The following is a 12777-nucleotide window of genomic DNA, read 5'->3' as shown; positions in this document are numbered from 1 at the left end:
ATGCAGCAGGACGCACTGGAACTCGTCCGTCTCTCCCGGGACCGGTTGAGCGCTCAGGAGGGAAAGGTCGCAGCCGTCGTCCTGGAACGTCCCGAGGCCCTCCTGGATGCCACGGCGGGCGACCTCGCGATCCTGTGCGAGGTCTCGCCGGCCACGGTCGCGCGATTCTGCCAGTCGGTGGGGTTCTCGGGTTACCGAGAGTTCCGCATCGCCATGGCGGCCACCGTCAGCCGCGGTCAGGCCGAGCTGGAACGGTTCGAACTCGACACCGACGAGATCGATCCGGCAGACGGCATCGAGGACGTGATCGCCAAGGTGCGGTTCCACGAGGTCAGCGCGATCGAGCAGACCCTGCGATCACTGGATCGCGACAGCCTCGAGCGCGCGGTGGCCTCGGTGGTCGCGGCGCGCCGGATCGAGATCGTCGGATTCGGCGCCAGCGGACTCACCGCTCAGGACCTGCACCAGAAACTGCGCCGCATCGGCCACTCGTGCGCCTACAGCCCCGACGTTCATCTCGCCCTGCCCTCCGCCGCGGTCCTCGCCCCCGGCGACTGTGTCCTCGCCGTCTCGCACTCCGGGCGGACGGGTGAGGTGCTGAGCGTGCTCGATGTGGCGCTGGAAGCAGGCGCTACGGCCATCGCGGTGACGAACGACCCGGATTCCCCGCTCGCCCACCGTGCGGACATCGTGCTCACCACCCGCGCCACCGAGAGGCGCTTCCGCTCGGGCGCGATGGCCAGCCGCAGCGCCCAGCATGCCGTGCTGGACGTGTTGTTCATCCGCACGGCTCAGGAGACCTTCGGGGAGTCGAGCGAACTCCTGCGCCGGACCTACGAGGCCGTGGCTCGCCGCCAGTGAACGCAACTTTCATGGACACCGTGCCGCCTGAGTGATACTTTCAGTCTGTTCGCGCGTGCGGACACGACGAGAGGCAAGGTCACGTGAACGTTCAGGCCGGAATCGAGGCCACCGACGAGGCGCAGCGGTGCGAACTCGCCGCGCTGCGCTCGCCCACCGAGGAGCGCAACCCGCGCACGATGGCGATCGATCTGATGTCCGCATCCGAGATCGTGGAGACGATTGCGACCGAGGATCACCGGGTAGCCGTCGCGGTGCATGCCGCGGCCGGCCGGATCGCGGCCCTGGTCGACGCCGCCGTGCAGGCCATCACCGGGGGCGGGAAGGTGCACTACCTCGGAGCCGGCACCTCCGGGCGCATCGGGGTGCTCGACGCGGTCGAACTGCTTCCGACCTACGGGGTGGGCACGGAGTGGTTCCGCGCACACCTCGCGGGTGGCGCTGCCGCCATGCTGGAGGCGGTGGAGGGCGCCGAGGACGACCCCGCGCTCGGCGCCGCTGACCTCGCAGGACTGCAGCGCCAGGACCTGGTGGTGGGCCTCGCGGCCTCCGGGCGGACCCCGTACGTGCGCGGTGCGCTGGAGTTCGCGCGCCGCATCGGTGCGACCACCGCCCTGGTCACGGCCAACCCCGAGGCTGAACTCCTCGCTCTGGCCGACATCGGTGTGGTCCTGGACACCGGCCCGGAGGTGATCACCGGGTCGACCCGCATGAAGGCGGCATCCGCACAGAAGATGGCGCTCAATATGTTCTCGACTGCCGCGATGGTGCGCCTCGGCAAGACCTACTCCAATCTCATGGTGGACGTCCGCCCGACGAACGAGAAGTTGCGCGCTCGCGCCTTGCGTCTGCTCGCCCAGGCCTGCGGAGCCAGCCCCCGGGAGTGCGCTCCCGCGCTGCAGGAGGCGCAGGGGGACCTGCCGCTCGCCCTCCTGCGGACGCTGCGGGACCATGCCGGCATCGAGCCCCAGGACCTCGCCGCGGATCGTGAGCTGCTGCGTGCGCACGGCGGCGTCGTCCGTCGGGCGCTGCGTGCCACGGGTGCGGAGCTGCGGCGATGAGGTCAATGGACCGCAGGTCGTGGCACCGTCTCGCGATCGACGTCGGTGGGTCGGGGAGCCGGGCGCGATGGCAGCGGTGGGGGTCCTCCTGCTCGCCCCGGCTCCAGGGGCCAGGGATGTCGATCTCGCAGGCGGGACTCGGTCTCGCGGGTGTCGTCTCGCGGGTCCTGGCCCTGGCGCTCGAGGCCGCAGGCCCCGTCGCCGGTGAGGACCTGCGTGAGGGGCCGACGCTCGTGGTGATCGGCGCAACCGGGATCGTCGGTCTGGGAGGCGACCTCGGCTCCGTGGCCGAACGGGTGCGGGCGGACCTCCCACGCAGCGAGGTCCTGATCGTCTCCGACGCCGTGACGGCCGCCGTCGGCGCCCTGGACGGACATCCCGGTGCGATGGTCGCGGCCGGGACCGGTTCGGTCGGCCTCGGCACCGACATGGCCACGTCCTGGCGGGTGGTCGACGGTTGGGGGCACCTGCTCGGTGACCTCGGCGGCGGGGCCTGGATCGGCCGCCAGGCGATGCGCGCCGTCGTGGAGGCTGTGGACGGCCGCCGCATGGACCCGGTGCGCCTGCGCGAGGCGCTCACGGCCGAGCTGGGGGAGGTGGATTCCTGGGCGGCGCAGCTCTACACCAGTGACGAACGCGCCGGGATCCTCGCGCGCGCCGCCCGCCCCGTGGCCCAGCTCGCGCTCGAGGGTGACGACCTCAGTGCGGCGATCTGTCGAGAGGCCGGCAGGGAACTGGCTCGCACGCTGTGTGCGGCGGCGTTCCCGGGAGCCTCGCGCCGCGTGACCTGGACGGGCGGTGTCGTCTCCGAGGGCGGCGTGACCGCGCAGGCGCTTCGCGCGGAAGTCCTGCGCCGATTGCCGGGCGCGGAGGTCACGCGGGCCGTGGGCGACCCGCTCGACGGGGCGTTCTGCCTCGCCGAGCGGATCGGCCCCCGAGCCCTGCAGTCACTTCAGGAGCGGCGACTGGGTGCGTGGTTCCCCATGCCCACTGCCGCCCCCGAGCCGCGGGGGCTCGACTCGGTCAGCCTGTGACCTCCTCGACCATCTCGTCGAACTCCTGCTCCACGCCCGGGTTCTCCGGTGCGGTCATCCGGCTGACCACCACGGCCACCAGCAGGTTGAGCAGGAACCCGGGCACGATCTCGTACATCGCGCCGGTCAGCGCGGGCACGTTGCCCCACACGCCCACCACGATCGCACCGGTCACCAGACCGGCCATCGCGCCCTCGGCGGTCAGCTTCTTCCAGTACAGCGACAGCAACACGATCGGTCCGAACGCGGCACCGAAGCCGGCCCACGCGAACGCCACCAGGTCCAGCACCGCGGCGTTCTGGTCCAGGGCGAGCAGGGCGGCCACGACCGCCACCGCGAGCACACCCACGCGGCCCAGGATCAGCTGGGCGCGGTCGGAGGAGCGCTTGCCGACCATGTTGTACAGGTCCTCCACGAGCGCGGAGGAGCACACCACGAGCTGGGAGGACATCGTCGACATGATCGCCGCCAGCACCGCGGCCAGGACCAGGCCGGCCACGAACGGGTGGAAGAACACCTGGCTCAGCACCAGGAACACCGTCTCCGGATCGGCCAGGCTGGCGTCCGGGTTCTGCGCGAAGTAGCCGATGCCGATCAATGCGGTGGCGATCGCGCCGGCGGCGGTCAGCGCCATCCAGCTGATGGCGATCCGCTTGCCCACCTTGGCCTCCGCCGGGGTGCGCAGCGCCATGAAGCGCACGATGATGTGCGGCTGACCGAAGTAGCCCAGGCCCCACGCGGCGGTGGAGATCAGACCGATCGTCCACAGCAGGGCGCCGTCCTCGCTGATCCCCGCGAACAGGTTGAACGCCTCCGGGTTCACCGCGGTGATGGCGTTCGCCGTCTCGGTGATGCCGCCCATCTGGACCACGGCCACGATCGGCACCGCGATCAGCGCCGCGAACATCAACAGGCCCTGCGCCACATCGGTCAGGGTGGCGCCGAGGAACCCGCCGAAGAGGGTGTAGGCGAGCGTGATGACCGCCACCAGCCCCATCCCGGCCAGGTAGTTCCACCCGAAGGAACTGACGAAGAACTTCCCGGCCGCCACCATCCCGGAGGAGACGTAGAAGGTGAAGAACGCGAGGATCACGATCGCGGCGGAGATCCGCAGCGGCCGCACATTCCCCTTGATGCGCTTGGCGAAGAAGCTCGGGATCGTGATGGCGTTGTCGGAGATCTCGGAGTAGGCCCGCAACCTGGGCGCCACGTACGTCCAGTTGAGCCACGCGCCGATGATCAGGCCGATGGCGATCCATGCCTCGATCAGGCCGGCGGCGTAGATGGCGCCCGGGAGGCCGAGCAGCAGCCACCCGGACATGTCGGAGGCGCTGGCGGAGAGGGCGGCGACGCTCGGCCGCAGCCCCCGGCTGCCGAGCATGTAGCCGCCGAGGTCACTGGCGGTCTTGCGGTAGGCGTAGTAGCCGATGCCGAGCATCAGCGCGAAGTAGACCACTACGGCGGCGATCTGGAACCCCTGGTCGGACATCACTGTCCTTTCCGGTCGTCGTACATGTGTCCCGAGCACGTTACGGCACGGGTCAAACCGGGCCCGGTGGTGGCGGAGGGCTCGGGCAGCACAGGGCGGGCCCCGGGAGCGTGTGCTCCCGGGGCCCGCGCTGGTGTGGGGGTGGTGGTGGGGGTCAGTCCTCCAGGTGGTCGTAGCGGTAGAGGAAGGCGGCCATGGCGTCGCGGGCGACGTCGGTCAGGGGCCGGTAGAGGCTGGTGCCGTTGTTGCCCTCCCAGCCGGTGGAGATGCCGGTGGTCTGCATCCAGGCGATCTCGGTGTAGAACTGGTTGCCCGTGGCCACATCGGCGAAGGGTGAGGTGGTGGGGGGTGTGTAGTCCTCCACCTCGGCCATCCGGTACAGGAAGGCGGCCATGGCGTCACGGGCGATGGGCTGCAGGGGTCGGTACTCCTGGCCCTGCGGGGTGCTCCAGCCGGTGGAGATGCCCTGCTCGGCCAGCCAGGCGATCTCGGTGTAGAACTGGTTGCTCGTGGCCACGTCGGCGAAGGGTGAGGTGGTGGGGGGTGTGTAGTCCTCCACCTCGGCCATCCGGTACAGGAAGGCGGCCATGGCGTCACGGGCGATGGGCTGCAGGGGTCGGTACTCCTGGCCCTGCGGGGTGCTCCAGCCGGTGGAGATGCCCTGCTCGGCCAGCCAGGCGATCTCGGTGAAGAACATGTTCTCCACCGACACATCCACGAACGGCGAACCGACGGTGACCTCACCCGCGGCGCTGTAGCCCGAGCCGGCACCGGTGGCCAGCAGCGCGTGCGCCCCGTAGGAGGCGTCCTCGGCGAGGATCACCTCGGCCTCGACGGACCCGTCGGCGCTCACGACCGTGGCGACCTCCACGCCGTCGAGCGTGATCGTCACCGCCTCGCCGGTGCGGAAGCCCGACGCCGTCACGGTGACCGGGGAGCCCGGGGTGGTGGTGGCCGGGTGGGCCGTGAGCTCACCCGTGGTCGCCATCGCCTCGGCGCAGGCGTCACCCTGCACGCCGACCGGATCGGCCAGCGTCAGCTCCTCCTCGCCGCTGACCACGGCGTCGTCCTCCCGCACGATGATCGCGCCGAAGGAGTCGCCGATCGTGACACCGGTCTGGGTGTTGGAGGCGTTCGTGACGAACGTGGCCGTCGTGGCCGAACTGGTGGTCGTGTTGCCCACCAGCGGCACCTCGACCGCGACGCACTGCTCACCCGGGGCGAAGGTCACCTTCTCCATGAGGTTGCCGACCGAACCGGTCGCCGATCCGAGCACCGTGAGGTAGGCCTCGGAGGTCTCCTCGGCGGGGGCGGAGAGCACCAGCGGCACCTCCACGCTCCCGACGCCGGAACCCTCCTCGACCCGCACCTCCGGCACCGTCACCAGCGGGCGCGCGGAGATCTCGGGGGTGCCCACCGTGGCGGGCGCGAGCGCCGCCAGGTCCGAGAGCAGCACGCCCCCGGACTCCTGCGGGGCGTTGAAGCGCACCTGACGCACGTCCGTCAGGTCGACGCCCTCGAACTCGGTCAGCGGGATCGTCAGCTGCTGCAGCAGGACCTTGCGCAGCGGGTACTCCAGGCCCGGCAGGACCTCCAGCGCCGCGCCGAACTCCTCGGCGGAGACCTCGGCCGAACCGCCGGCGCCGTCCAGCAGCTCCACGTCCAGCTCGGTGCTCCCGACGACGAACTCATCGGGGCTGACCCGGAAGGACAGCGACTCGTAGTCGCTCAGGTCGGTGCCACCGGTGAGCGTGACGGCCAGCTCGGCGGCGACCTCACGCGATCCCGGCTCCTCGTAGGTGAAGTGCAGCGCGGGGGTGGAGGGCACGGAGCCCGCCTTGCCGTTGCCGCCCAGGGTGCTCCAGTCCGGGGCCTGCGCGAAGTTCAGGGTCTCGACGCAGTACGGCTTGGAGCTCGGGACGTCCACCGGGGAGAGGTTCTCGCAGAACGCGAAGGTGCCGGCGCCGCTGACCTGTACGCGGTCGGTGGTGGTGGCGAAGGTCGCCAGGTCCAGGCGGGTGGAGGCGGGCTGGGTGGCGCTGACGTCCACGACCACGTCGCCGGCGGAGGCCGGGACGGCGTCGGAGCCGTCGAACATCGGCAGGAACTCCTCGTCCCCGCCCAGGGTCAGGCGGAAGAACCCGGCCATGTAGGCGGTACCGAAGGAGTACTGGGTGGCCGCGTCCACCCGCGTCTCGGCGTTCTCGCCGCAGATCGGGGAGGTCTGCTGGCGGTCCATGAAGCGCCAGTCGTCGCTGGTGGCGATGTCGTACAGCCCCGGGGTCCAGTAGGTGTTGAAGAAGTTGTGGTTCATCCCCATCACCAGCACCGAGGAACGCAGCACGTCGTCGTCGTAGGCGTAGCGGGAGTCGTTGATGAACTTCTGCCCCATCTGGTCCTCGACGTCGCCGTCGCAGTAGGGCAGGATCACCGCGGTCGGGATCCCGGGCACCGTGATGCGCGTGTAGTCGGTCGGGGCCAGCGGCAGCACGCCGTTGATCCCGAACGGCTCCTCGAGCTCGGCGTTCATCACCGCGGCGCGCATGATGCCCTCGCCGCCGCGGGAGTGGCCCATCAGGCCCACGTTGCTCAGGTCGAGACGACCCGTGAGGGACTCGCTGATCCCCTCGGGGGCGCTACCCGCATTCGCCTCGCGCAGCAGCTCCAGGTGGTCCAGCACGAGCTGGCCACGGGCGGCGGCTCCGGTGTCGTCGGCGAGCGAACCGTCCAGGGAGTTGATGGCGTTCGCCGAGATGGACACGACGGCGTAGCCCTGGGAGGCCAGCACCTCGGCGGCCTCGTTGTAGCCCAGGTAGGAGGGGATGTCGGTCTGGTCGTCGTTGCACGGCCACGCCAGCGGGTTGCGGGTGCCGCCCGAGCAGGCGGTGTGCCGGCCGTGCAGGAACAGCACCACCGGCAGTTCACCGGTCGCGCTCGCATCGGGCATGAACACCGCGGCGCGCGCCTCGCCCAGGCGGTCGAAGGTGCGCAGCTCGAAGTACTCGTCCCCCAGGTCGTAGTCGTAGCGCTCGACGGCGTAGGGGCCGACCTCGGACGGGTCGGCGTCCAGTTCGGTCATCGTGCCCTCGGCCAAGTCGACCAACTCGGCCGGGAGCGCGGAGGGGGCCTCGCCGTCGGGCACCTCACCCACCCACCCGGCCTCCACCGAGGAGGCCTCGAGCACGCTCGGGTCCGTGGTGAGAACGGTCAGGGTGGTGCCGTCGAGCGACTCGGTGGCGGCGCCGATCTCCTCGCCGTCCACGGTCAGGCTGGGCAGGGAGGCACGAACCTCCACCGGGGCGTCCAGTTCCAGGGTGACCTCGTAGCCGCCGGGAACGGTGGTGACGGTCCAGTCCTCCCCGTCCGTGGTGCCCGTGGCGGAGGCGGGGGCGGCGGGGGCGGCGAGCGCCGGCGCCGTCAAGGCCGGCGCGGCCAGGGCCGCCAGCGCGGCGGCGGCCGCGACGGCGCGGGGAGCGCGATGGGAGTGGAGCAAAGCGTGCGGGGGTTTCACGGTTCTCCTCGGGAGTCGACATCTGCACATGACGCCACCCCGAGACAAGGAGCCGCAGGGTGCCCTTCGACCCTAGGAAGGTCATCGTTTCGCCCAGGTTTCCTTCAGGGATCTTTCTGGTTCCCTTCCCGTGGTGCCCTGCGGGCGTCCGGCCCCGGGCTGCGTCTGACAGGATGGGTGCGCGCGGGTGCCTGCGCCCGACCGCCGTTCCTCCTGCCCGACCGACCGCCGACCCTGGGAGAGCCGTGCTCGTCACCGTGGTGATCGTCGGGCTGGTGATGGCCGTGGTCGCCCGCCGCATCCCGTGGGTGAGTCACCGCCTGTCGGCCGCCTCCTCGACCCTGCTGACGTGGGCGGTCGCGATCCTCACCGCCGTGTTCCTGGAGGCGTGGAGCGCCGGGGCGCTGCGAGCCGTAGCCGCGGCGGGCATCGCGATCGCCGGTGCGCTCGTGGCGGTGGTGGTGGGTGCCTGGGTCTCCGAACACATTGCGCACCCGTTGATGGCCAGAGCCCGTCGGCGGCGGGAGGGCCCCGGGTTCAAGGAGCATCTGCTCGCCTTCGCCGATCGGCACCCGATGCGCATCGGTGGCATCAATACCCTTGCTCTTCTCCTGCGCTCGTCCTTCCGCATCGGCGAGGTCCGCGTCACCGGGCTCGCCGCCGAGATGTCCTACTACGGCCTGATCTCCCTGGTGCCGCTGGCCACCGCGCTCGGCGCGAGCCTCGGGTTCCTGCGCCCGGTGCTCGGGGACGAGGTGGTGGACCAGATCCGGGAGTCGGTGGTGAACGGGCTCTCGGCCGTCTTCGCCGAGCAGGTCGCCGTGGAGATCCTCGAGCCGCTGGTCGATGGCCTGCTCGCCGAACAGCGCACGAGCTTCGCCGTCGGCTCGCTGCTCGTCACGCTCTACCTCGCCAGCCGCGTGTTCCGCGCCGCCGTGCGCGCGTTGGACGACGCCTACCGCGTGAGCGATCGGCGCGGCCTGGTCTCGCAGTACGCGCTCGGACTGGTGTTCAGTCTGGGTCTGATCGTCACGGTGGTCGCGGTGCTCCTGCTGGTGGTGATCGGCCCGCTCCTGGGTGGCGGCTCCGAGATCGCGGACTGGTTCGGCTGGGGCGAGGGATTCAAGACCGCATGGCAGGTGCTGCGCTGGCCGGTGGTCATCGCGGTACTGGGTGCCTTCCTCACCCTGCTCTACCGGTACGCGCCGAACGTGGACAACGTCTGGACGCAGTGCCTGCCTGGGGCGATCGTCGGGACACTCGGGGTCCTCCTGGTCTCCAGCGGTTTCACGCTGTACATGCGGTTCGCGGTGCCGGACACGATGGGGACCTCCTCCGCGGACAGCGAGATGGTGCAGGCGGCCGCGCAGATGCTCGGCCTCGTGCTCGCCGGCGTGCTGTGGCTGTGGCTGTGTTCCATCGCGATCCTCGTGGGCGGCGTGCTGGACGCGGAACTCGACGCGCAGCGCAGCGGGCTGTACACCTCATCGGCGCACGAGGAGCCGCTCCCCGCACGCACCGGGGAACTGTGGCTGCCCGCTGCGCGTGAGTCGGGGCCGCGGCGGCTGTGGCGACCGCGTGCGGGCTCCGCCGCGCCCGTCGAGGGCGTGGCGGCTGCCGCTGAGGAGGCGGCGGAGCCGGGGATGGTGCCGGGGGAGTCCGCGGGCGTCGACTCCGACCCCGGCGTGGCTTCCCGTCCACGCTGAGCACCGGCTCCTCGCGCCGGGGGCGGGACCAGGGTCCCCTCGTCAGGAATGCACCTTCTCTAGGCTGGGACCAGCGACTCATCCGGCGACCGCCCCCACACCAGGAAAGATGGTGCCCATGAACATCGGCGTCCCCCGGCAACCCGACGGTGCCGGCCCCACCGTCTCAGCCACCCCCACGACCGTGATCGCCCTGATCAAGTTGGGCTATGAGGTGCTCGTGGAATCCGGCGCGGGGCAGCGCGCCACCTTCCCCGATGCCGCCTATGAGGCCGCGGGCGCCACGATCGGCACCGCCGAGCAGGCGTGGGGCGCGGACATCGTGGCACTCGTGCACACCCCCGGCGTCGAGGAGATCGCCCGCCTGAGCCCGGGCGCCACCCTGATCGCCCCGCTCGCCCCCGCGCAGCGCGGCGACCTCCTGGAGGCGCTCGCCCAGCGGCGCATCACGGCGCTCGCACTGGACGCCGTGCCCCGGATCTCCCGCGCGCAGGCCCTGGACATCCTCTCCACCCAGTCCAACATCGCCGGGTACCGTGCCGTCATCGAGGCCGCGGAGGCCTACGGCGGCATGTTCGCCGGGCAGGTCACCGCCGCCGGCAAGACCGCGCCGGCCACCGTGTTCGTGATCGGGGCCGGGGTCGCGGGCCTGGCGGCCATCGGTGCGGCAGCCAGCCTCGGTGCCACCGTGCGGGCCTTCGACGTGCGGCCCGAGGCCGCCGAGCAGATCGCCTCCATGGGGGGCGAACCCGTCATCGCCCCGCAGGCGCAGCAGGAGATCGCCGCCGACGGGTACGCCAAGCCGCTCACCGCCCAGCAGCAGGCGGCCGCGATGGACGTCTACGCCGTCGAGACCGCGGCGGCGGACGTGGTCATCACCACCGCCCTGGTGCGCGGCACCGCGCCCACCACGATCACCGAGGCGATGGTCCAGGCGATGCGCCCCGGCTCGGTGGTGGTCGACCTCGCGGCCTCCGGCGGCGGGAACTGCGAGGCCACCGTGCCGGGGGAACGGATCACCACACCCGGCGGCGTGGTCGTGATCGGCGAGAGGGACCTCACGGCCGCCATGCCCCGGCACACCTCCCAGCTGCTGGGCACCAACATCGTCAACCTCCTCAAGCTCGCCACCCCCGGCAAGGACGGGGCGCTCGTGCTGGACATGGAGGATGTGGTGCTGCGCGGCATGAGCGTCACCGGACCCGACGGCGTGATGTGGCCACCACCCCCGGTCCAGGTCTCCGCGGCCCCGGCCGCACCCGCTGCGCCCCCACCGCCGAGCGAGGCGGAACTGGCCGCCCAGCGCGCTGCCGCCGAGCAGGCGGCGAGCGCCAAGGCCAAGCGCCGCACCATCACCTACGCGCTCCTGGCGGTGCTGCTCGGTCTCGGGTTGACGTTCGCCCCCGCCTCCTTCCTGCCGCACATCACGGTGTTCGTGCTCGCGGTGGTGGTCGGGTACTACGTGATCTCCCAGGTCAGCCACTCCCTGCACACCCCGTTGATGGCGCAGACCAACGCGATCTCCGGGATCATCCTGGTCGGCGCGCTGCTGCAGTTGGGCAACGCGGACACCTGGGTCACCGTGCTGGCGTTCATCGCCGCCGCCGTGGCCTCCATCAACATCTTCGGCGGGTTCCTCGTCACCTACCGCATGCTCGGCATGTTCCAGAAGGGAGCCTGAGATGACCGACTCATTGCTGACCCAGGCCGCTCAGGTCACCTACATCGCGGCCGCGCTGCTGTTCATCCTGTCGCTGGCGGGGCTCTCGAAGCAGACCACGGCGCGCCGCGGCAACATCCTGGGCATGGTGGGCATGGGACTGGCCCTGGCCGCCACGATCGCGCTGGCACTGGAGCGCTCCGAGCGCCCCGTACTGGTGACGGCGCTGCTCATCGCCCTGGCGCTGATCGTGGGACTCACGGTGGGCACCTGGCGTGCCCGCAGCGTGGAGATGACCCAGATGCCCGAGCTCATCGCCATGCTCCACAGCTTCGTGGGCCTGGCGGCGGTGCTGGTGGGATTCAACTCCTTCCTGACCGAGGAGCCCGACGCCCTGCACCTCGTGGAGGTCTACCTGGGCGTGCTGATCGGCGCTGTCACCTTCACCGGCTCGATCGTCGCCTACCTGAAGCTGTCGGCGAAGATCCCCTCCGCGGCGCTCACCCTGCCGGGCAAGCACCTCATCAACGCCGGCATCGGCGTGGCCAGCATCGCGCTCGGCGGCTGGTTCCTCGCCAGCCACTCGATCCTCCCGCTGCTGCTCATGACGGTGCTGGCCCTCGCGCTCGGCTGGCACCTGGTGGCCTCGATCGGCGGCGGCGACATGCCCGTGGTCGTCTCGATGCTGAACTCCTACTCCGGGTGGGCGGCCGCCGCGGCCGGGTTCATGCTCAGCAACGACCTGCTCATCGTCACCGGCGCCCTGGTCGGCTCCTCCGGTGCGATCCTCAGCTACATCATGTGCAAGGCCATGAACCGCTCCTTCATCTCGGTGATCCTCGGCGGGTTCGGTGAGGGCTCCGGCCCGGCCGCCCCCTCCGAGGGTCCACAGGGCACGCACACCGAGACCAGCGCCGAGGACGTCGCAGCCGAACTGCTCGGCGCCTCCAGCGTGGTGATCACCCCCGGCTACGGGATGGCGGTCGCCAAGGCGCAGTACCCCGTGGCCGACCTCGTGGCGACGCTGCGGGAGCGGGGCGTGAGCGTCCGGTTCGGCGTCCACCCCGTCGCGGGGCGCCTGCCCGGACACATGAACGTGCTGCTGGCCGAGGCCAAGGTGCCCTACGACGTCGTCCTGGAGATGGACGAGATCAACGACGACCTGGCCGACACCGACGTGGTCCTGGTGATCGGCGCGAACGACACGGTGAACCCGGCCGCGATGGACGATCCCACCTCGCCGATCGCCGGCATGCCGGTGCTGCGGGTGTGGGAGTCCGGGCACGTGGTGGTCTTCAAGCGCTCGATGGCCACCGGCTACGCCGGGGTGCAGAACCCGCTGTTCTTCAAGGAGAACACCTCGATGCTGTTCGGGGACGCCAAGGACCAGGTCGAGGCCATCTCCCGGGCGGTCGCGCAGGCCTCGGTCCCGGCATGAGCGACGGCCGAGGTTCC

The 12777-nt window shown here is 71.0% G+C and carries 8 protein-coding genes; 6 read left to right on the top strand and 2 right to left on the bottom strand.

Translation table 11 applies throughout. From position 1 onward, the window contains the following. From ATL40_RS08090 to ATL40_RS08080, 3 genes are all read left to right on the top strand, one after another. The gene (locus tag ATL40_RS08090) at positions 1-861 is read left to right on the top strand and encodes a MurR/RpiR family transcriptional regulator (protein ID WP_098469096.1); all 861 of its coding nucleotides are present in this window, start codon (positions 1-3) and stop codon (positions 859-861) included. 83 nt (positions 862-944) lie between these two features. Beyond that, positions 945-1922, top strand: a complete 978-nt coding sequence (locus tag ATL40_RS08085; protein WP_245866895.1) for an N-acetylmuramic acid 6-phosphate etherase — start codon at positions 945-947, stop codon at positions 1920-1922. Further along, positions 1919-2956, top strand: coding sequence for a BadF/BadG/BcrA/BcrD ATPase family protein (locus tag ATL40_RS08080; protein ID WP_098469095.1), 1038 nt, complete (start codon positions 1919-1921; stop codon positions 2954-2956). The genes ATL40_RS08085 and ATL40_RS08080 overlap by 4 nt, the downstream gene beginning before the upstream one ends. On the opposite strand, the gene putP is transcribed toward ATL40_RS08080, so the two are convergent. After that, the gene (putP, locus tag ATL40_RS08075; protein ID WP_098469094.1) at positions 2946-4445 is read right to left on the bottom strand and encodes a sodium/proline symporter PutP; all 1500 of its coding nucleotides are present in this window, start codon (positions 4443-4445) and stop codon (positions 2946-2948) included. The genes ATL40_RS08080 and putP overlap by 11 nt on opposite strands. Positions 4446-4599: 154 nt before the next feature. Beyond that, on the bottom strand, positions 4600-7956 hold the full coding sequence (locus ATL40_RS15415) for an alpha/beta hydrolase (RefSeq protein ID WP_245866893.1): 3357 nt from the start codon (positions 7954-7956) through the stop codon (positions 4600-4602). A gap of 245 nt (positions 7957-8201) precedes the next feature. Between ATL40_RS15415 and ATL40_RS08065 the strand changes: the two genes are divergently transcribed. The 3 genes from ATL40_RS08065 to pntB all read left to right on the top strand — a co-directional run bounded on the left by ATL40_RS08065 (position 8202) and on the right by pntB (position 12760). Then, the gene (locus ATL40_RS08065; RefSeq protein WP_169925909.1) at positions 8202-9662 is read left to right on the top strand and encodes a YihY/virulence factor BrkB family protein; all 1461 of its coding nucleotides are present in this window, start codon (positions 8202-8204) and stop codon (positions 9660-9662) included. Positions 9663-9780: 118 nt separating this feature from the next. Next, positions 9781-11343, top strand: a complete 1563-nt coding sequence (locus ATL40_RS08060; protein ID WP_098470368.1) for a Re/Si-specific NAD(P)(+) transhydrogenase subunit alpha — start codon at positions 9781-9783, stop codon at positions 11341-11343. A gap of 1 nt (position 11344) precedes the next feature. Next, positions 11345-12760 carry a Re/Si-specific NAD(P)(+) transhydrogenase subunit beta gene (pntB, locus tag ATL40_RS08055; RefSeq protein WP_098469092.1) on the top strand — a complete coding sequence of 472 codons (1416 nt, stop codon included), beginning with the start codon at positions 11345-11347 and terminating at the stop codon, positions 12758-12760. The last annotated feature ends 17 nt before the right edge of the window (positions 12761-12777 follow it).

Origin of the sequence: Serinibacter salmoneus (assembly GCF_002563925.1) — a bacterium.
GTDB lineage: Bacteria > Actinomycetota > Actinomycetes > Actinomycetales > Beutenbergiaceae > Serinibacter > Serinibacter salmoneus.
Note: the sequence above shows the minus strand (reverse complement) of the source record. Positions and strands in the feature narration are given on the sequence as shown.